This window comes from Cobetia sp. UIB-001 (assembly GCF_044789135.1).
GTDB classification, from domain to species: domain Bacteria; phylum Pseudomonadota; class Gammaproteobacteria; order Pseudomonadales; family Halomonadaceae; genus Cobetia; species Cobetia amphilecti.
On sequence record NZ_CP058244.1, the window covers coordinates 3,020,852 to 3,040,377 of the forward strand.

A 19,526-nucleotide genomic window follows, 5' to 3' on the forward strand; every position below is an offset into this window, starting at 1 on the left:
CAGCCGACACATCCAAAAAGCCCCGGACATCTGAAATGGCCGGGGCAAGGGAGAGTTCCAGTCCTGCTTGCGCGTCGCGCTACGCCCGCTTCATCGCGCTGCCATCCATGACCTGCACAGCGCGATCAGCGATGGGCGTTACACGTAATCCTGATACTTCTCGAGCAGACGCACCGGCTTCTTGAGGGCGTCGCGGCGGAACGGGTCGCCCAGTTCGCGAGTACACATCACCTCGATGACGCAGGTCTTGCCTTCGTTCATCTGCATGTCGATGGCCTTCTTGAGGGCCGGGCCCACGTCTTCCAGACGGTCGACGGTGATGCCTTCGGCACCCATGGAGCGCGCGATCTCGGCGAAGCTTTCGTTGTCCAGCTCACCGGCGACGAAGCGACGGTTGTAGAACTCGACCTGGTTCTTCTTCTCGGCGCCCCACTGACGGTTGTGGAAGACGACGGCCGTGACCGGAATGTCGTGACGCACGGCGGTCATGATTTCCATCAGGCTCATGCCCCAGGCGCCGTCACCGGCGTAGGCGATGGCCGGACGTTCCGGCGCGGCAGTCTTGGCACCCATGATGGTCGGCAGCGCGTAGCCGCAGTTGCCGAAGCTCATCGGGGCGAAGAAGCTGCGCGGACGATCGAAGCGCAGGTAGCTGTGGGCCACGGAATTGATGTTGCCGATGTCGGTGGAGACCATGACATCTTCCGGCATGGCCTTTTCCAGCTCGCGCAGTACCTGACGCGGGTGCAGGTATTCGCCGCCGGAGAACGGCTTCTCGTCCTTGGCTTCTTCAATGGCGTCGAGGCTGAAGGCGTCCTTCTCGTGGGTCCAGGCATCCAGCTCGGCTTCCCAGGTGGCCTTCTCTTCACGAATCTGGGTCAGACGCGAATCCTTGGAGGCATCGCATTCCAGATTGCGACCGGACAGACGCTCGGTCAGGGCGATGGCCGCTTCACGCGCATCGCCGCAGATGCCGACGGAGATCTTCTTCACCAGGCCCAGCATCTTGTGGTCGGCGTCGATCTGGATGATCTTCGCGTCCTTCGGCCAGTAGTCCATGCCGTGCTGCGGCAGGGTACCGAACGGCCCGAGGCGCGTGCCCAGCGCGATGACGACATCGGCCTGGGAGATCAGCTTCATGCCCGCCTTGGAACCCTGATACCCGAGAGGACCACACCACAGCGGGTGGCTGGCCGGGAAGGAATCGTTGTGCTGGTAGCTGTTGACCACCGGCGCGCCGAGACGCTCTGCCAGTGCCTTGCACTCCTCGACGCCATCGGCCATCACCACACCGCCACCGGAAACGATGACAGGGAACCTGGCGCTGGCCAGCAGCTCGGCTGCCTCATCCAGGCTCTTGCTGCCACCCGGGCCGCGGTCGACACGTGCCGGCAGCGGAATCTCGCACTCGATCTCGCCGTAGAAATAGTCACGCGGAATGTTGAGCTGGGTCGGGCCCATCTCGGACATGGCGCGGTCGAAGCAGCGACCGGTGTATTCCGCCATGCGCGACGGGTGGGTCACGTGACCCTGGTACTTGGTGAATTCCTGGAACATCGGCAGCTGCTTGCATTCCTGGAAGCCGCCCAGGCCGATGCCGGTGGTGCCGGCTTCCGGCGTGACGATGACCACCGGGCTGTGCGCCCAGTAAGCGGCCGCGATGCCGGTGACGCAGTTGGAGATGCCCGGGCCGTTCTGGCCGATGACCATGCCGTGACGGCCGGAAACGCGAGCATAGCCGTCGGCCATGTGGGCAGCGCCCTGCTCATGCACCACCGGAATGAGGCGAATGCCGGCCGGGGCGAAGATGTCCATCGCATCCATGAAGGCGGAGCCCATGATGCCGAACATGTCGGTGACGCCATTGGCGACCATGGTTTCCACGAAGGCCTCGGAAGGGGTCATCTTCTGCTTGCCCTGCACGACCTTGCGATTGTCTGCGCTGTCTTGAGTGCTCATGGCGTCTCCAACTCTAAATTTTATGTTTATTGATACATTTAGTTCCGATTACCGAAACATGTGACCAAAATTAGCCCTCACCGCGCGGTCCGTCAAGCCCGATTTCGGAAAATGATCAAAAACACTCCTTTTTTAGAAACTTCTTCCGGTGAATGGAGTACTGTTAAAGTAGGCACAGCAACGCAAGGCACTGACGGGCCGAGCGTTTCGGCGCCACACTGCCCCGCGCACGGATTGAAGGAGGGAATAGCCCATGAACAGTGCCACCCAGCCCCAGGCGAGCCTGCCGCGTGACCGCAAGGACGCTGACAGGGACACCAGCAAGGAAGGCAGCAAGATAGAAGGCGATACGCCCGCCCAGCGTCTGCTGGCGCTGCTGGAAGTGATCGCCGCCAAGGACCAGTTCTTCACCCTGCAGGGATTGGTGGAAGAGACCGGTCTGCCCAAGCCGACGCTGCACCGCATGCTGCAGCAGCTGGAAGGCAGCGGCATGCTGCAGCGCGAGGCGGACAACCGCCATTACAGCAAGGGCAGCCGTCTGCGCCGTCTGGCGGAGAACCTGCTGCTCAACGACACCGTGCAGGGTGCTCGCCACGGCGTGCTCAACCGGCTGATGGAAGAGGTCGGCGAGAGCTGCAACATCACGGCGCTGTCCGGCAGCGAAGTGCTGTATCTGGACCGCGTCGAGACCCAGGCCCCGCTGCGATTCTATCTGCACCCCGGTTCCCGGGTGCCGGTGCATTGCTCCGCCAGCGGCAAGCTGTTTCTGGCCCAGATGCCGCCCGCCCAGCGCCGGCGCCTGCTGACCGGCACGCCGCTGAACGCGATGACGCGCAATACCCTGACCGACATCGAGTCCGTCGAGGCCGAGATCGAGCAGGTCCGCCAGCAGGGCTTCGCGCTGGATGATGAGGAATTCCTGCCCGGACTGGTGTGCATCGCGGTGCTGGCGCCCAATCCCGATGGGCTCTCCAACATCGGCGTGGCGATCCAGGCGCCGGTGATGCGCCAGTCGCGTGAGGACATGCTCAAGCATCTGCCGGCACTCGAGCGCGCCGCGCGCGATATCGCCGCCATCCAGCGCGGTGCGATACCCTCCACCTGAGGCCAGCGGGCTAGGTCTGGAGCTGGGACTGGGGCTGGAAAAGAAGAGCGACAGGCACAAGGTCGTGCTTCCCGTGACGCGCATGAGGGGCTAGCCTAGCGGACTGCCTTTCACACGCCACGTCGAGAACACCATGTCCGCCAGCGATGCCTTGCGTCTTGTCCTGCTGTCCACCCTGTGGGGCATGTCTTTCATCTTCATGCGCGTGGCCGCGCCGGAATTCGGCCCGACCACGCTGATACTGCTGCGCATGGGCATCGGTGCGCTGGTACTCGCCCCGCTGCTGCTGGGCGCGGGACGCCTGAGGATGCTGTGGGAGCACAAGGGCCCGCTTGCGGTGCTGGGCCTGACCAGTCAGGCGCTGCCGTTCTGCCTGCTGGCGCTGGCCACCACCCAGCTGGAGGCCGGTTTCACCTCGCTGATCAATGCCACCACGCCGCTGTTCACCGCGCTGCTGGGCATGGCGCTGTTCGCCACGCCGATCCAGAAGCAGCAGTATCTCGGCCTGGCCATAGCCTTCAGCGGTGTCTATGTGCTGTCGAGTGATCGCCTCGATTTCCAGCTCGGCGGCGACGGCTGGTTCATCCTCGCCGCCCTCGGCGCGACCTTCTGCTACGGCTTCGCCTCCAACTTCTCGCGTCAGCGCCTGAATCACCTTCCGGCGCCGGTACTGGCCGCGGGCAGCTCGCTGATGTCGTCCCTGCTGTTGCTGATTCCGGGCCTGTGGATGTGGCCGACGACCAGCGTCAGCCTGGAAGCCTGGGGCAGCGCGATCGCGCTGGCGGTACTCAGCACCAGCCTCGCCTTCCTGATCTTCTTCCGCCTGCTGGCCAGTGCCGGCGCCACCGCGACCACCTCGGTGACCTTCCTGGTACCGGTCAGCGCGCTGCTATGGGGCAACATGCTGCTCGATGAGGTGATCGATGCGCGCATCCTCACCGGCATGGGCATCACCCTGCTGGGCACCGCCATCGCCACCCGCCTGATTCGCCTGCCGACACGTCAGAAAGCCGCCTGACCGCTTGCCGCATGATGCAAAAAGGCCCGCCCCTGAACACGAGGTTCATGGGGCGGGCCTTTTGCTTTATGGGGCTTTGGTTTTAGAGCTTTTGGGGGCTGGAGAGCTCAGACACCAGTCATTCGGGTCAACCAGCTCAGCCGGTCAATCACATCAACCCGCCGCTTCCTCGGCGGCATCGGCCAACGCTTCGAAGACACGCGCCACGGCTTCCGCACCCGGGTCGCTGTTGCCGACCAGATGAGCGGAAGGCACGTAGGCGGAGCGCCCGGCACGTGCCTTGGCCATCTCGGCGGTGGCATCCGCGCCCTGACGGGCGGCGCGCGCCATCGCGGCCCAGTCGACCCGCCCGGCGCGCCTCTCCTGCCTGCTCTCGGCTGCCGACTCCTGCTTCTTACCCTGCTGATCAGGCTGCACCGATGCCTGCTTTTCAGACTGCACCGACGCTTTCTTTTCAGACTGCACCGATTCCTGCAACGCCTCCAATGCCGGCAACAGCGCATCCAGCAGGCTGCGGTCGCCGCGTGAGGCGCCACCGTAATGCTGCATGCGGGCGACGCCGTGACTCAGGGCGTCGTGCCAGCGCTGGCCCAGCGGCGCCTGGCCATGCGCGTCCGACTGCTCCTTCCAGCGGGTGGCGGCGGCGGTGAACAGCGTCGAGAGCAGCACACCACTGGAGCCGCCCATGCCGTGGGCCAGCTGCTTGCCGATGGTGGTCATCAGCTCACCGGAATCGCCACACGCCAGCTCACAGTCTTCCAGCGCCTCGATCACCGCGCGCGCACCGCTGGCGAAGGTGCTGCCGGTATCGCCGTCACCGCTGATGGCATCGAGGCGGTCAAGGTCCGCCTCGCTGGCGAGCAGGATTTCCAGCGCCGCGCGCAGGCGTTGCTCGACCTGCGGATCGCCCGGCAGGCCGGCACGTGATTTCACGCCACGGGCGGCACGCTCCTGGCAGTCGGCCTTGGCCTGGGCACGTCTGGCATCCGAGGCCTCATCACTGGCCGTTCTGACGGCGTCCTGACTCGGCGAGAAGTGCGCCAGTGGCGTCACCGGCTGCACGCCCGGCCAGGCGACCGGCGCGCAGCTGGCGCTCAGCGCCTCTTCCAGCAGGCTATCCAGCGGCAGCAGCGTCAGCGAGAAGCCGTGCATGTCCAGCGAAGTCATCAGCGGTTGCGGGCCGACCACGGCATGGATGCCCAGCGCCTGCAGCGACGGATGGGTCAGCGCTTCTTCCAGCAGCAGGCTGCGCTCCAGCGCCGAGCAACCGCCCAGATCATTGATCAACAGCAGATGGCCGCTGGCCGGCAGGTCGCCGCCGACATCCTTGCGCGAATGACCCTGCACCAGCGCCGTGACCACGGTATCCATGACCGCATGCACGCCGTGGGTGCCCGAGTCGCTGCCAAGCTCGAGCGCCATGGCGCCCGGCTCGCCGTGAATGCCCAGCCCCAGTTCCGGTGCGCGCTGCTCACGCGGCTTGCCGGGATGGCGGCCGACATTGAAGGCCACCCCCAGTGTCGAACAGCTGTCGGCGACGCGCCGTGCGACGGCGGTGATCTCCTTGAGGCCCGCCCCACGTGCCGCCAGCGCACCGGTGACCTTGTGCACCAGCAGCGTGCCAGCCAGCCCGCGTGGCTGTGGGTTGTCGGGCAGCGCCACATCATCGGCGACGATGACCATCTCGACCTTGAAGCCTTCCTGACGCGCCCGCTCGGCGGCCAGCCCGAAGTTGAGGCGATCCCCGGTGTAGTTCTTGACGATCAGCAAGGCCCCGGCCTCACCGGTCACTTCGCGGATCGCCGCCAGCACGGCGTCCACCGTCGGCGAGGCGAACAGCTCACCACACACGGCAGCCGTCAGCATGCCCGCGCCGACGAAGCCTGCGTGCGCGGGTTCGTGCCCCGAGCCGCCACCGGAAATCAGCGCGACCTGATCACGCGCCCAGTCATCGCGCACCACCAGGCGCATACCACTGGCGGGGTCTGACAGCCGCACGCCACTGCCATCCGGGTGGCGCAGTCGTGCGCAGCCTTCCAGCGCCTCACCGACGACCTGGCGTGGCTGATTGATGAACTGTCGGCCAGACTCGCTGCTACTCATCCTTCTCTCCTTGAGGACACTCGCCCTGCTGATAAAGGCGGCACTTGAGGCCGCCGTTCATGCCTGTCTCGTGCCACGACGCTTCCATGACGCTCGGGGGCCTCGACTCATCCTGCCTTGCCGTTCCCCCCAGCGTCGTTCGCGACTTTGCCGGATGCAATAGTCATATCAGAAAATGATGGCATTCGCGCTGCAGCGTTGCGCCACGCCCGTCAATCGAGCGGCCTGAAAGACAAAAGCCCCCCGACGCCTGCGCGTGCGGGGGGCTTGGAATGTCGGGAGCCAGCGGGAAGCGGGCTTGCTTGTCATGCGAGTCACCTTTCCTCCTTGGCCCTGGCCTCGGCTGACTCGGAATCAGCAGACACGCTATCGCCACGCTCGGTATCGGCAGGCTTGGTATCGACAGGCTTGGTACCGGCAGAAGCTGCCTGCTGCCTCGGCGGCGACTGGGAGACTGGCGCGGGCCCCGGGTGCAACCAGGAAGGCAGGCGACTGCCGGGGGCTTCCAGATTCGAGGCCTGGAAATCGCAGGCCTGGTATGCGCTGGCAGAGCACTCCACCGGCGCGTGCACCCTGAAGCCGTGCTTGCCGTGGTGCTTTACCCGGTACATCGCCTGATCGGCCCGTTCCAGCGCCAGCCCGAAGCGATTGTCGGCATCGCGCCCGAAGCAGATGCCGATGCTCAGGCCGATGCGGCCGAGGCCACCGCTGATCTCGAGGGGATGCGCGAAGCGCTCCAGCCAGCGACGGGCGATATGTTCGACACGCGGCAGTGACATGCGGGGCAGCTGAAAGAGGAATTCATCGCCGCCGAAACGCGCCGAGAGATGATGATGGATGCCCAGTCGATGCAGCTCATCGTTCAGACCATGCGCGACCAGCACCAGCACTTCGTCGCCGGCACGATGGCCGAACTGGTCATTGACCTGCTTGAAGCCGTCGAGGTCGATGAAGATCAAGGCACTGTCATCGGCCAGCGGTCGCTGATGCCAGCTGTTGATGGCCTGGCGATTGGCAAGGCCTGTCAGCGCATCGGTGCTGGCCAGCGCATTGAGGCGCGATTCGTAGTCCTTCTCATGACTGATGTCGGTATGCGTGCCCAGCAGGCGCAGGGCATTGCCGTGCTCATCGCGTTCGACCACCCGCCCGCGGTCGGCGACCCAGGTGATGCTGCCATCGCGGGCCAGCATGCGATGCACGACCTGATAGACCTCGGTGCGCCCCTCAAGGTGATCATTGAGGTTGGCGAGCACTTCGTCGCGGTCTTCCGGGTGCAGGTGCTCACGCCAGACATCGAAATGGGCGTTCAGCTCGCCGGGCTGATAGCCCAGCATGCGCCCCCAGCGATAGTTGAAGATGGTGAGCTTGCCGCTGGGCACTTCGAGCTGCCAGAGGCGCAGGCCGGTACCGTCGAGCGTCGTCGACAGTTTCTCTTCCAGCCCCGCTAGTCGGCGTTCAAGGCGAGCCTTGTCGCGTTCCATCTGCTGGAGTGCTTGTTCCAGTGATTGTTCACGCAGACTCTTGCGTGCCATGCCAGGCCCCCGGTCGACTCCTTGTCCTGCATCCTGTTTATCCATCGGCACCACGGCGGACTCCCCACTCGCTTGCCGATGCATCGCTCACGGTCTTGTGTTCTGTCTTGACGTTCTGTCTTGACGCTCTGGCTTGCGGTGCTTTTCCGCCTGTCGTGCCTGGCGTTCTTGGCGCTTCGCCGCCCAGCCTGGTGACTGGGCGGTTGTCACCCGACTGAGGTCAATAAGCACTAACTGTAGCTTAGATACCTAAAACAGAACCTATCGATATAACGTCCAGATGTGACAGCCCGAATGCCGAAAGAATCCCGACGAAAGTCTAAATCACATCAATAGCGCAAAAATGCGCATGCCATATGATATTTGCACAGCGCGCCCGAGCATCAGCGCATCAGGTCATCAGGTCATCAGGTCATCAGGTCATCAGGGCGTCAGGGCGTCAGGTCATCAGGGCGCAAAAGCATCAGCGCGTCAGAGCGCCAGCTCGCCACCCTTGGCCACGGCACGCTGAAAGGCCTCGCGCTGACGGATGCGGGCCAGCCATTCCTGGATATTCGGGTGATTCTTGAGCCCCTGGCGCGCATCGAGCGCCTGGATCGGGAAGCTCATCTGGATATCGGCACCTGTCAGCGAGTCCCCGGCAAGCCACTGGCGATGCTCGAGACAGGTATCCATGTAGGCGAGATGCGCCTTGATCTCCGGGCTGATGAAGCTGTCATTCACCCCCTTGGCCAGCTTGCGCGCGATCGGGCGCACCAGCCACGGCACCGGCGGCTTGTCGAGACGCGAGAACACCAGTCTGAGCATCAGCGGCAGCATCGCCGAGCCTTCGGCGAAGTGCAGCCAGAAGCGGTAGTCACGCTCGGCCTGGCTGCCGGCGGGCGGGCGCAGATGGGCAGTGCTGCCGCTGCCCTGGCCGGCGTACAGATCGATCAGGTATTCGATGATCGCACCGGACTCGGCGACCACCACCGGCTCGGCATTCTCTCCCGCCAGCGTGGTGTCGGTGATGATCGGCGCCTTGCCCAGCGGGTGAATCTCCTTCAGCGCCTTGGGCGCACGCATGCTGTTGCTGTCGCGGGCATAGGTCTGCAGACGGTATTCAAGATTCAACTCTTCCAGCAGCCACAGGATGCGCTGCGAGCGCGAGTTTTCCAGATGGTGAACCGTGATCATGGGCGTGCTCCTGAAGGTGGGGGCAAGTGCTCAGCGGTCAGCTCCGGGGCGATCAGCGCTCGAAGATGCTGTCACCCAGGTCATCGATGGTGCGCTTCGCCTTGAGCAGGGTCAGCTCCACGGCGCCCTCTTCGCCCGGCACGGTGTCGGAGCGCTCGAAGCGGTGCTCCAGCATCTCGCCGCCTTCCACCGGCTTGCGGATCACGCCCGACACCCGGTATTGACCATCGTGCTTCTGCGGCATCGCCACGATCAGATAGCCCTTGTATTCGGTGGCTTCCGGTTCCTTGACCGGCGCAGGCTCGCCTGCGGCAAACAGTTTCTTCAGCATACCCAGCATGAGATATCTTCCTTGGCCGGCCGCCATGACGGTCGCCGGCAATCTACGTGCAGAAATGACAATGAAAAGAGGCTTCTGTCAGCATCGCATGCACCCACGGGGGAGAAAAGCGCTCAGCAACGCCCCTGAGCGCCATGCGTGCCCTGGATGAGCAGCACCTCATCAGACGAAAGCGCGCCCGGCTCTGGTAGCCGACTCTGGCCGCCTAAAGCGCGATACGACAGCCGGATAACGTGGCACCGACAGCCGGATAGCACGACGCCGACCCCTATGGCAGCGAATGGCTGCAGCAGGGGCCGGCGTCATGGTGTTCCGAGATCAGGCTATCGGATCAGAGATTACTCGATGCCACGTCCCTTGCTGGCCGCGATACGCAGGCGCAGGGAGTTCAGCTTGATGAAGCCGGCAGCATCTTTCTGGTCGTAGGCGCCCGCATCGTCTTCGAAGGTCGCGATGGACGCATCGAACAGCGAGTCTTCGGACTGACGGCCGACGACGATCACGTTGCCCTTGTAGAGCTTGAGACGCACGACGCCGTTGACGACCTTCTGGGACTCATCGATGGCCGCCTGCAGCATGCGACGCTCCGGGCTCCACCAGTAGCCGTTGTACACCAGCTCAGCGTACTTGGGCATCATCTCATCCTTCAGGTGGGCCGCTTCGCGGTCCAGAGTGATGGATTCGATGGCACGGTGAGCACGCATCATGATGGTGCCGCCCGGTGTTTCGTAGCAGCCACGCGACTTCATGCCGACGTAACGGTTCTCGACGATGTCGAGACGGCCGATGCCGTTGGCGCCGCCGACCTTGTTCAGGTACTCGAGCACTTCGTGAGCGGCCATTTCCTTGCCGTCGATGGCAGTGATGTCGCCCTTGGTGTAGGTCAGATCGATGTAGGTCGCGTCATTCGGCGCCTGCTCCGGGCTGACGCTCCAGCGCCACATCTCTTCTTCGCACTCGGTCCACGGGTCTTCCAGCACGCCACCTTCATAGGAGATGTGCAGAAGGTTCGCGTCCATGGAGTACGGAGACTTCTTCTTGTTCTTGGCGTAGTCGACTTCGATACCGTGCTGCTCGCAGTATTCCATCAACTTCTCGCGGGAGTTCAGGTCCCACTCACGCCACGGCGCGATGACCTGGATGCCCGGCTTCAGCGCGTAGGCGCCCAGCTCGAAACGCACCTGGTCGTTGCCCTTGCCGGTCGCGCCGTGAGAGATGGCGTCGGCGCCGGTCTCGTTGGCGATCTCGACCAGACGACGCGCGATCAGCGGACGTGCGATGGAGGTGCCCAGCAGGTACTCGCCTTCATAGATGGCGTTGGCACGGAACATCGGGAAGACGTAATCGCGGACGAAGGTCTCGCGCAGGTCTTCGATGTAGATCTCCTTCACGCCGAGGGCTTCTGCCTTGGCACGCGCCGGCTCGACTTCCTCGCCCTGACCGAGGTCAGCTGTGAAAGTCACGACTTCACAGTTGTAGGTTTCCTGCAGCCACTTGACGATGACTGAAGTGTCCAGGCCGCCGGAGTAGGCGAGAACGACCTTTTGCACGTCGGACATGCTTGACTCCTGAGTTGATGCTTGTAGTTCCCGCGTACCACTGATGAACGCCGTGGCCGCAGGTGGGGTTGGATCGCCCGGTCCAGACGAGCGAAGGCCGCGCAAGCGCAGCCGCTCATCTACCCGAATCACGATGTGACGCCGATTATAGCGAGGCTGGCACCTCACCGATACTGCCAGGAGGGCGAGAGACATCCCGGCACGCGGCCAGCGCCGCGACGCGCCCTTTTCGCCCTGCTACAATTGGCCACCTTGAGCGTCGGCAATACGCACGACGCAGCACGAGATGCTATGACGGGATTGGAGATCTTGATGACCCAGGCGAGCGAGCGCACGCAGATGGCACAGCGCTTCCGTGGCTTTCTGCCAGTGGTGGTCGACCTCGAGACGGGTGGTTTCAATGCCGCCGGTGATGCACTGCTCGAGATCGCTGCCGTCACGCTGACCATGGACGACGATGGCAACATGGTGCCGGATGCGACCTATGCCTTCCACGTGGCCCCCTTCGAGGGCGCCAACATCGAACAGTCGGCACTGGATTTCACCGGTATCGATCTCGACAACCCGGTGCGCAAGCAGGTCGCGGTGGCCGAGAATCAGGCGCTGGGCGAGATCTTCAGCCCGGTGCGCAAGGCCATCAAGGCGCACGGCTGCACGCGTGCGGTGCTGGTCGGCCACAATGCGGCCTTCGATCAGGGCTTTTTGAACGCGGCGGTCGAGCGTTGCGGTATCAAGCGCAATCCGTTCCACCCGTTCTCGTGCTTCGATACCGCTTCGCTTGCGGGTCTGGTCTATGGCCAGACGGTACTGGCCCGCGCCTGCCGCGCCGCCGGCATCGAGTTCGACAATGCCTCCGCCCACTCGGCGCGTTATGACACCGAACGCACCGCGGAGCTGTTCTGCGCGATGGTCAACCGCTTCAAGGACCTGGGCGGCTGGGACCTGGCGATGAAGGAACAGGGCATGAATGACGAGGTGCCGGCCTCGCTCGACGCGCCCGCGCCCTGACTGGCAGAACTTCTGACAGCTTCTCCGGCTGACAGACTCTCTGAGAGCCAGACATGAAAACGCCCCCGCAGCCAGGCTGCGGGGGCGTTTTTTCTGCTCGGCACTGCTGGGCTCAGAGCGAGACTGATCAAAGCGAGCCTGATCAGAGCGACTCCTATCAGAAGACGCGGATCAGAAGATGCCGATCACTCGGCAGACGCTTCCTGAGCGGCCTGCTTGATCAGCGGCTCCAGTTCGCCGCTCTGGTACATCTCGACCACGATGTCGCAACCGCCGACCAGCTCGCCGTTGACCCACAGCTGCGGGAAGGTCGGCCAGTTGGCGTATTTCGGCAGCTCGGCGCGGATGTCCGGGTTGTCGAGAATGTTGACGAAGGCGAAACGCTCGCCGCAGGACATGACGGCCTGCACGGTCTGCGCAGAGAAACCACACTGCGGCAGCTGCGGAGTGCCCTTCATGTACAGGAGGATCGGGTTCTCGCCAATCTGCTTTTCGATCGATTCGATGGTAGTGCTCATGTGCAATCCTCGGACGGTGGGCGCAAGGCCCGTGAGTGTCATTCCCTCATTCTACTGGGGGTAAGCCATGAATTCAGCCCCCGATAGTGCCCGAGTTGTGGATTGCTGTCTGCAGCAGCGCGCATCGGCCCTGCAGCGCGCGTCATGGCCGCCCTGATAACGGCGTGAGCGTTGCACGCTCGAGCCGAGCTGGCTAGGATGGCTCTTTTGACAGGCAGCGCCATCCGGGCGCCGTGATCGTCGGCGACTTCCTTCCCTCCGACGCATGGCGCCCTTTTCGATGGTGCTGCCCGAGACCCTGACAGGAGCCCGCTCGATGGCCACCCGGCACTTTCTGACCCTGCTTGACCTTTCCCCGGAAGAACTCGACTACCTCATCCAGCGCGCCATCACCATCAAGGATGGGCTGAAGAAGGAAGGTCCGGTCTATACGCCGTTCGCCAACCGCACCCTGGCGATGATCTTCGAGAAGTCCTCCACGCGCACCCGCGTGTCCTTCGAGACGGCCATGGCGCAATTCGGTGGCCATGCGCTGTTCCTGTCGCCGCGCGACACCCAGCTGGGCCGTGGCGAGCCGATCGGCGACACCGCACGCGTGCTCTCCGAGATGGTCGATGGCGTGATGATCCGCACCTTCGCCCACTCCGACATCGAAGCCTTCGCCGACGCCTCCAGCGTGCCGGTCATCAATGCGCTGACCGACGACTATCATCCTTGCCAGCTGCTGGCCGACGTGATGACCTGGACCGAATGCCGTGGCTCCGTGAAGGGCAAGACAGCGGTCTGGATCGGCGATGGCAACAACATGTGCCATTCCTGGATCAACGCCGCGCGTCAGTTCGATTTCAATCTGCGCATCTGCTGCCCGGAAGGCTACGAGCCGGACAGCGAGATCGTCGCGGCAGCTGGCCAGCGCGTCAGCATCCATCGTGACCCGCAGCAAGCCGTGCAGGGCGCGGACCTGGTGACCACCGATGTCTGGGCCTCCATGGGCCAGGAAGAAGAGCAGCTCAAGCGTGAAGCCGACTTCGCCGGTTTCCAGGTCGATGAAGCCATGCTCGACAAGGCCGCCGACGACGTCATCTTCCTGCACTGCCTGCCGGCACACCGCGGCGAAGAGATCAGCATGGGTCTACTGGATGACCCGCGCGCCGTCGTCTGGCAGGAAGCGGGCAATCGCCTGCACGCCCAGAAGGCACTGCTCGAGTTCCTGATGCTGGGTCGCCAGGACTGAGCCTCAAGGCTGAGCCGCCGCTCAGCAAGCCGAAGGGGTGCCTTGCCGCCGCCTGCATCCACGCAGGCGGCGCTCACGTATGCTCAAGCGAGACGGACACTCCCCTGCTCCGCTGCCTTCATCGCCATCCGGACTGACCTGCCATCATGCAACCGCTCCTTCAGATCGATTCGCTGGAATGTCGCTACGACACCACCGTCGTGACTCGCGACATCAATTTCTCCCTCAACAAGGGTGACATTGCCTGCCTGCTCGGCCCCTCCGGCTGCGGCAAGACCACGCTGCTGCGCGCGATTGCCGGCTTCGAACCGGTAGCGATGGGCGAGATTCGTCTCGAAGGCGAGGTGCTGTCCAGCGCGACTCACCTGACCGCGCCGGAGCAACGCCATGTCGGCATGGTCTTTCAGGATTACGCGCTGTTCCCCCACCTGAGCGTGGCGGACAACGTGGCCTTCGGCGTGCGCCGCATGACGCGTGAAGCGCGCAATGACAAGGTGACGGAGCTGCTGACGCTGGTCGGCCTTGCCCATCTCGGCGAGCGCTTCCCGCATGAGCTGTCCGGTGGCCAGCAGCAGCGCGTGGCCCTGGCCCGCGCGCTGGCACCGGAGCCGCGCATCCTGCTGCTCGATGAGCCGTTCTCGAATCTGGACGTGGAGCTGCGTCGTCAGCTGAGTCAGGAGGTGCGGCGGATTCTCAAGCACCTCGGCATCAGCGCGGTGCTGGTCACGCATGATCAGAATGAGGCCTTCGCGATGGCCGACCAGATCGGCGTGATCCACGGCGGTCATCTGCAGCAGTGGGACACGCCGTTCAATCTGTATCACGAACCCGCCACGCGCTTCGTCGCCAACTTCATCGGCCAGGGCTATTTCATCCCCGGCACGCTGAAGGACAACGAATGCGTGAGCACGGAGCTGGGCGTGATTCGCGGCAACCGTGCCTATCCGTATGCGCCCGGCACGCCGGTGGATGTGCTGCTGCGCCCGGATGACCTGGTGCTGGCCGAAGGGGACTCGGAAGCCACCGACCTCAAGGCGCGCGTGCTCAGCGCGACCTTCGCCGGCACCAGCACCCTCTATAGACTGGCGCTGCCTTCCGGGCGGGAAGTCGAGGCGGCCTTCAACAGCCATCACGACTATCAGCCCGGCGAGCAGGTCATGCTGCGTATCCAAGCCGATCACCTGATCCTCTTCGAGCGTGTCGAGGAGAGCGAAGCGGTGCTCTAGCTCCTACGCGCAGGATGATCTTCAGCCATGAAAAAACGGCCTCCTTTCGGATGGCCGTTTTTTCATGCCCCGCTGGTGGCGTGTCGCTATTTGAACTGACTCCATTGCTTGGGCGATTGCCCGTACAGACGCTTGAATTCGCGACTGAATTGCGAGGAGCTCACATAGCCCACGGCCATGGCCGCCTCGCTGACGGTCTTGCCATTGGCGATCTGCATGGCAGCGGTATTGAGGCGCATGGACTTCACGAACTGGATCGGCGACATCGTGGTCGCCTGCTTGAACTTGCGGTGGAAGACGGCGCGACTCATGCCGACCCGCCCGGCCATGTCTTCAATGCTGACCGGCTCATCCAGTCGGCTGGAGAGGTAATCGATTGTCCGCGCGATCTCATTGCCCACACCGAAGGCACGTCGCGCCGACTCCCCCGCCTCGCCCTTCAGGACGGCGTAGTAAAGCTCCCGCAGCCGCCCTTCTCCCAATATCGCCGCATCGGCGGGGCTCTGTGCCACCTGCAGCAGTCGCAACAGGGCATCGCTGAAGGCGGCATCCCAATGCGCCAGGGCAAGCCCCGGCGGCAGCGGGCCACTGCCCGGCTTGCGCACGAGACCCGCAGCGCTTTCCATCTCGATGGCAAGCTCCGTCATCACCCGTGTATCCAGCGAGAGGTAGACACCCAGCAGCGGTGTCTCTGGCGACGCCGTGGGGGCGCCCGCCTCGACCGGCATCGAGATGGGACAGCACAGATACTGGCGGCTGTCGTAGACATGCCGCTCGCCGTCCAGTATCGCCTCCTTGGCACCGCTGACGATCACCACCACGGCGGGTTCATAGATGGCCGGTGCGCAACGCACGGGCTCCGTCATGCGAAAGAGCTGCACGCCCTTCACTGCGGTCTCTCGAATGCCTTCCTCGTGGGCGAGGCTCGCCACGAGTCGTGTGATCTCTTGTCTGCTCATGTCGCCAATCTAGCGCCAGGCCTGCCTCTCATCAACAACTTGAGACGATCAGGCAACGAATATAGGTAATTTCAGCCAATCACGAACCCGGGTGAGATTTCTCGCATATCTCCCTCAGTATTGGCAGACCCGGGCACCGGCGGCTATATAGGTGAAGCAGACAGGGTCGAGCTGCAGAAAGGGGCGAGCTGCAGAAAGGAGCGAGCTGAAAGCCGGGCACAAAAAAAGCGGCCACCCCGAAGGATGACCGCTTTTCCAAGAATTCTGGTGGAGCCTAGCGGGATCGAACCGCTGACCTCAACACTGCCAGTGTTGCGCTCTCCCAGCTGAGCTAAGGCCCCGAATCAGACTGTCATTTCGCATGTCACTTGCAGGCAAGAGGCACATGAAATCTGGACAGGCTTGTCGTGAATCATGGTGGAGCCTAGCGGGATCGAACCGCTGACCTCAACACTGCCAGTGTTGCGCTCTCCCAGCTGAGCTAAGGCCCCGTCTTCACGATGGAGCGCATGTTACAGAGCGACGAATACGTCGTCAACCTCTTATTTTTGCTGCGCTTTGTGGAGTGCGCGAAGTCTGCGGGTCGCATCGCGGAGCACGGTTTCCTTAAGGGGCTCGCTCACTGCCTCACGGCCGACGACAAGGAGCAGGTAACACGCTAGCACTATATCAGTAGTGGTTATCCTGAACGCGACGCACTGGATGACAGGGCATCGACAAGCCCTTGTCCAATGGGTACATTGGATCCCGCATTCACTTCACTGCTTATTGACATCTTTACTGGAGCCGCCTTGATCAAGGTTCTTGTCGCTGACGACCACCACCTGGTGCGTACCAGCATCGTCCGTACCATTGAGCTAGAGGATGGGCTCAAGGTGATTGCAGAAGCCTCGGATGGCGAAACCGCGATCAAACTCTGCCGTGAGCACAGCCCGGATATCGTGCTCATGGACATTCGCATGCCCGGCGTCGATGGCCTGGAAGCCACACAGAAGATCGTGCGCAGCCTGCCCGACGTCAGAGTCATCGTGCTGACCGCCTATCTGGAAGAGTCCTTCGCCAAACGCCTGCTGGAAGCGGGAGCCTTCGGCTTCATTTCCAAGGGCACGCCCTTTGACGAGATGATTCGCGCCATCCATCAGGTGGCCGCTGGCGAACGCTATCTGTCCCCGGAAATCGCCCAGCGCCTGGTGTTCTCGGGCATGGACACCCAGCGCAGCAATCCCTTCGATCAGCTGTCGAGCCGAGAACTGCAGGTGGCGACGATGATCGTCAATTGCCATCGCGTCAGCGAGATCTCGGACCGCCTGCACCTGAGCCCGAAGACGGTCAACACCTACCGCTATCGCATCTTCGACAAGCTTGGCGTGACCAGCGACGTGGAGATGACGCATCTGGCCATGCGTCACCAGTTGCTGGATGACTACGTGCTGGACCGTCCTGACGAGGCTTGAACAAGCACACCTTGCTAGCCCGTCACACACTGCAGGCCCGCGCTGCTCATGACATTCCCGAGCAGCGCCGACAACGCCTCATGCAACAACGCCACCTTCCCCGGGTGGCGTTGTTGCATGAGGCGTTTCTGTCTGAGATGTTCGTGAATGGCACGTCCTGACCGACGCCGGTCATGACAGCAGGCATTGCAGCATGGCCCTGTTGCCCCCATGCCTGCGAGCAATCGCCCTTGTTTGATAGACTCGAGGCATCTCTGGACGAGGAACCTCATGGCCAAGCAGCACACTGATCCCACGATGACGGACACCACTTCTCAGTCGCCCGAGAATGAGGAGCCGGCAGACACCGCCAGCCAGCCTGATGCCCAACCTGCGTCCTCAGCGAGCGCGCAGGCTGACAGCCGCGCACGCAGTGACGCCGCGCGCGTCTCCAGCCGCCTGATCACCAGCGACGCGAGCAGTGATCTGCTGCAGGGCAGCGAGGCGACCGGCTTCGATGCCCGCCATTTCCTCAAGCATGTCAGCGACGCGCCCGGCATCTATCGCATGCTGGATAGCGCCGGTGACGTGCTGTACGTGGGCAAGGCCAAGCGCCTCAAGGCGCGCCTCTCCAGCTATTTTCGCAATACCGGCCTGAATGCCAAGACCCAGGCACTGGTCGGGCGCATCGCCGATGTGCAGGTCACCATCACGCGCAGCGAGACCGAGGCCCTGCTACTGGAGCAGACCCTGATCAAGGAGCTACGCCCGCCCTACAACATCCTGCTGCGCGACGACAAATCCTACCCTTACGTCTTCATCAGCCAGCATCACGACTATCCGGCGCTGGAGTTCAAGCGCGTGCGCCACAAGCGCAATGATGGACGCTACTTCGGCCCCTACCCGAGCAGCGTCGCGGTACGCGAATCACTGACCCTGATGCAGAAGATCTTCCGCCTGCGCAATTGCGAGGATTCGGTGTTCGCCCACCGCGAGCGCCCGTGCCTGCAATATCAGATCAACCGCTGCACCGCGCCGTGTGTCGACTACATCAGCAAGCAGGATTATCGCCGCGACATGGAACATGCGGTGATGTGCCTGAACGGCCAGAGTGACAAGGTCACCGACGAGCTCAGCCAGGCGATGGAAGACGCGGCCATGCGGCTGGAATTCGAGGAAGCGGCTCGCCTGCGTGATCAGGTCGCCCAGCTGCGCCGCATGCAGGAGAAGCAATACGTCGACACCGGCACCGGCAACGCCGACATACTGGCGCTGGCCGAGCGCCCCGGCGGGCTCTGCATCAGCGTGGTCTCGGTCCGTCAGGGTCGTATGCTCGGTGCGCGCCACTTCTCGCCCGGCAATGGCCTGGACCTGACCAGTAGCGAGCTGCTGACCAGCTTCGTCAGCCAGTACTATCTCGGCCAGGACAGGGAGATGCCCGATGAGGTGCTGACCTCGCTGGCCCTCGATGACGCCAACCTGCTGGAAGGCGCCTTGAGCGAGAAGGCCGAACGTCGGGTACGGGTCGCGCATCAGGTGCGCGGCCATCGCGCCCAGTGGCTGACACTGGCGCAGACCAACGCCGAGCAACATCTGGCCACCCAGCTGGCCAGCCGCCAGCAGCTGTCCAACCGCTTCCTGTCGTTGCGCGATGCGCTGGGACTCGATGAGGTGCCCAAGCGCCTGGAATGCTTCGACATTTCCCACAGTCATGGCGAGGCGACCGTGGCCAGCTGCGTGGTCTTCGATCATGACGGGCCGATCAAGTCGGATTACCGCCGCTTCAATATCGAAGGCGTGACGGCTGGCGATGACTACGCCGCCATGCAACAGGCACTGACGCGGCGCTTCAAGCGCCTGCAGGAAGGCGAAGGCAAGCGCCCGGACATCCTGCTGGTCGATGGCGGCAAGGGGCAGCTCAACATGGCGCGTGGGGTGTTCGAGTCACTCGGCGTGACCGACATCATCCTGCTCGGGGTGGCCAAGGGCACCACCCGCAAGGCAGGGCTCGAGACGCTGTTCATCGAGACGGTGCATGACACCCTGGACCTCGACAGTCACTCGCCGGCGCTGCACTTGATCCAGCATGTGCGCGATGAATCGCACCGCTTCGCCATCGCCGGTCACCGCGCCAAGCGTGACAAGGCGCGGCGCACCTCAAGCCTGGAGGGCATCGCGGGAGTCGGCCCCAAGCGGCGCCGCGAGCTGCTCAAGTTCTTCGGCGGCCTGCAGGGGGTGAAGCAGGCCTCCAAGCCGGAACTGGCGCGCGTGCCCGGCATCAGCGAATCACTCGCCGAGCTGATCCACCAGGCGCTGCATGGCTGATCCACCAGACGCTGCATGGCTGCCCCCGTGC

At 63.5% G+C, this 19,526-nt stretch carries 15 protein-coding genes and 2 tRNA genes; 7 read left to right on the forward strand and 10 right to left on the reverse strand.

The features are described 5' to 3' along the window. Nucleotides 1–138 precede the first annotated feature (138 nt). Nucleotides 139–1,959 (reverse strand): sulfoacetaldehyde acetyltransferase, encoded by a 1,821-nt coding sequence (xsc, locus tag HA399_RS12590; RefSeq protein WP_404325160.1) that lies wholly within the window; start codon nt 1,957–1,959, stop codon nt 139–141. A 253-nt stretch (nt 1,960–2,212) separates the two neighbouring features. Here xsc and HA399_RS12595 point away from each other — a divergent pair, with 253 nt between their 5' ends. Together HA399_RS12595 and HA399_RS12600 are read left to right on the forward strand one after the other, a co-directional pair. Next, on the forward strand, nt 2,213–3,064 hold the full coding sequence (locus HA399_RS12595; protein ID WP_404325161.1) for an IclR family transcriptional regulator: 852 nt from the start codon (nt 2,213–2,215) through the stop codon (nt 3,062–3,064). Between the two features lie 133 nt (nt 3,065–3,197). Beyond that, nucleotides 3,198–4,082 (forward strand): DMT family transporter, encoded by an 885-nt coding sequence (locus tag HA399_RS12600; protein ID WP_404325162.1) that lies wholly within the window; start codon nt 3,198–3,200, stop codon nt 4,080–4,082. Between the two features lie 153 nt (nt 4,083–4,235). Here the strand turns inward: HA399_RS12600 and HA399_RS12605 are convergent, their stop codons facing one another. The 5 genes from HA399_RS12605 to HA399_RS12625 form a co-directional block, all read right to left on the reverse strand. Continuing rightward, entirely contained in the window at nt 4,236–6,185 is a 1,950-nt protein-coding gene (locus tag HA399_RS12605; protein ID WP_404325163.1) for a dihydroxyacetone kinase subunit DhaK, read from the reverse strand. 314 nt (nt 6,186–6,499) lie between these two features. Continuing rightward, nucleotides 6,500–7,717, reverse strand: a complete 1,218-nt coding sequence (locus HA399_RS12610) for a GGDEF domain-containing protein (protein ID WP_404325164.1) — start codon at nt 7,715–7,717, stop codon at nt 6,500–6,502. Between the two features lie 471 nt (nt 7,718–8,188). Continuing rightward, the gene (locus HA399_RS12615) at nt 8,189–8,893 is read right to left on the reverse strand and encodes a glutathione S-transferase (RefSeq protein WP_153636321.1); all 705 of its coding nucleotides are present in this window, start codon (nt 8,891–8,893) and stop codon (nt 8,189–8,191) included. 52 nt (nt 8,894–8,945) lie between these two features. Then, nucleotides 8,946–9,233: an HlyU family transcriptional regulator gene (locus tag HA399_RS12620; protein WP_306424366.1), complete on the reverse strand. Its 288-nt coding sequence runs from the start codon at nt 9,231–9,233 to the stop codon at nt 8,946–8,948. 338 nt (nt 9,234–9,571) lie between these two features. Further along, nucleotides 9,572–10,987 carry an argininosuccinate synthase gene (locus tag HA399_RS12625; RefSeq protein ID WP_404325165.1) on the reverse strand — a complete coding sequence of 472 codons (1,416 nt, stop codon included), beginning with the start codon at nt 10,985–10,987 and terminating at the stop codon, nt 9,572–9,574. 117 nt (nt 10,988–11,104) lie between these two features. Here HA399_RS12625 and rnt point away from each other — a divergent pair, with 117 nt between their 5' ends. Continuing rightward, the gene (rnt, locus tag HA399_RS12630; protein ID WP_054555724.1) at nt 11,105–11,800 is read left to right on the forward strand and encodes a ribonuclease T; all 696 of its coding nucleotides are present in this window, start codon (nt 11,105–11,107) and stop codon (nt 11,798–11,800) included. Between the two features lie 185 nt (nt 11,801–11,985). Here the strand turns inward: rnt and grxD are convergent, their stop codons facing one another. Next, nucleotides 11,986–12,318: a Grx4 family monothiol glutaredoxin gene (gene grxD, locus HA399_RS12635; protein ID WP_043331357.1), complete on the reverse strand. Its 333-nt coding sequence runs from the start codon at nt 12,316–12,318 to the stop codon at nt 11,986–11,988. Nucleotides 12,319–12,634: 316 nt separating this feature from the next. On the opposite strand from grxD, the gene argF reads away from it, so the two are divergent. Both argF and HA399_RS12645 read left to right on the forward strand, forming a co-directional pair. After that, a complete protein-coding gene (argF, locus tag HA399_RS12640; protein WP_043331358.1) occupies nt 12,635–13,552 on the forward strand; it encodes an ornithine carbamoyltransferase in 918 nt (305 codons plus the stop codon). A gap of 146 nt (nt 13,553–13,698) precedes the next feature. Then, on the forward strand, nt 13,699–14,778 hold the full coding sequence (locus HA399_RS12645) for an ABC transporter ATP-binding protein (RefSeq protein ID WP_054555527.1): 1,080 nt from the start codon (nt 13,699–13,701) through the stop codon (nt 14,776–14,778). Between the two features lie 86 nt (nt 14,779–14,864). Here the strand turns inward: HA399_RS12645 and HA399_RS12650 are convergent, their stop codons facing one another. The 3 genes from HA399_RS12650 to HA399_RS12660 form a co-directional block, all read right to left on the reverse strand. Beyond that, nucleotides 14,865–15,737, reverse strand: a complete 873-nt coding sequence (locus HA399_RS12650) for an AraC family transcriptional regulator (RefSeq protein WP_213114204.1) — start codon at nt 15,735–15,737, stop codon at nt 14,865–14,867. Nucleotides 15,738–16,002: 265 nt separating this feature from the next. Then, nucleotides 16,003–16,078 (reverse strand) — tRNA-Ala (locus tag HA399_RS12655). Between the two features lie 74 nt (nt 16,079–16,152). Further along, nucleotides 16,153–16,228: transfer RNA gene (locus HA399_RS12660), tRNA-Ala, on the reverse strand. A gap of 300 nt (nt 16,229–16,528) precedes the next feature. On the opposite strand from HA399_RS12660, the gene uvrY reads away from it, so the two are divergent. Both uvrY and uvrC read left to right on the forward strand, forming a co-directional pair. Further along, entirely contained in the window at nt 16,529–17,191 is a 663-nt protein-coding gene (uvrY, locus tag HA399_RS12665) for a UvrY/SirA/GacA family response regulator transcription factor (RefSeq protein ID WP_043331360.1), read from the forward strand. A gap of 270 nt (nt 17,192–17,461) precedes the next feature. Next, the gene (uvrC, locus tag HA399_RS12670) at nt 17,462–19,495 is read left to right on the forward strand and encodes an excinuclease ABC subunit UvrC (protein WP_225996311.1); all 2,034 of its coding nucleotides are present in this window, start codon (nt 17,462–17,464) and stop codon (nt 19,493–19,495) included. The last annotated feature ends 31 nt before the right edge of the window (nt 19,496–19,526 follow it).

What these genes read in the sequence shown, in the direction of transcription:
- xsc (WP_404325160.1), bottom strand. Translation starts at nt 1,959, where the DNA reads ATGAGCACTCAAGACAGCGCAGACAATCGCAAGGTCGTGCAGGGCAAG.
- HA399_RS12595 (WP_404325161.1), top strand. Translation starts at nt 2,213, where the DNA reads ATGAACAGTGCCACCCAGCCCCAGGCGAGCCTGCCGCGTGACCGCAAG.
- HA399_RS12600 (WP_404325162.1), top strand. Translation starts at nt 3,198, where the DNA reads ATGTCCGCCAGCGATGCCTTGCGTCTTGTCCTGCTGTCCACCCTGTGG.
- HA399_RS12605 (WP_404325163.1), bottom strand. Translation starts at nt 6,185, where the DNA reads ATGAGTAGCAGCGAGTCTGGCCGACAGTTCATCAATCAGCCACGCCAG.
- HA399_RS12610 (WP_404325164.1), bottom strand. Translation starts at nt 7,717, where the DNA reads ATGGCACGCAAGAGTCTGCGTGAACAATCACTGGAACAAGCACTCCAG.
- HA399_RS12615 (WP_153636321.1), bottom strand. Translation starts at nt 8,893, where the DNA reads ATGATCACGGTTCACCATCTGGAAAACTCGCGCTCGCAGCGCATCCTG.
- HA399_RS12620 (WP_306424366.1), bottom strand. Translation starts at nt 9,233, where the DNA reads ATGCTGGGTATGCTGAAGAAACTGTTTGCCGCAGGCGAGCCTGCGCCG.
- HA399_RS12625 (WP_404325165.1), bottom strand. Translation starts at nt 10,987, where the DNA reads ATGTCTCTCGCCCTCCTGGCAGTATCGGTGAGGTGCCAGCCTCGCTAT.
- rnt (WP_054555724.1), top strand. Translation starts at nt 11,105, where the DNA reads ATGACCCAGGCGAGCGAGCGCACGCAGATGGCACAGCGCTTCCGTGGC.
- grxD (WP_043331357.1), bottom strand. Translation starts at nt 12,318, where the DNA reads ATGAGCACTACCATCGAATCGATCGAAAAGCAGATTGGCGAGAACCCG.
- argF (WP_043331358.1), top strand. Translation starts at nt 12,635, where the DNA reads ATGGCCACCCGGCACTTTCTGACCCTGCTTGACCTTTCCCCGGAAGAA.
- HA399_RS12645 (WP_054555527.1), top strand. Translation starts at nt 13,699, where the DNA reads ATGCAACCGCTCCTTCAGATCGATTCGCTGGAATGTCGCTACGACACC.
- HA399_RS12650 (WP_213114204.1), bottom strand. Translation starts at nt 15,737, where the DNA reads ATGAGCAGACAAGAGATCACACGACTCGTGGCGAGCCTCGCCCACGAG.
- uvrC (WP_225996311.1), top strand. Translation starts at nt 17,462, where the DNA reads ATGGCCAAGCAGCACACTGATCCCACGATGACGGACACCACTTCTCAG.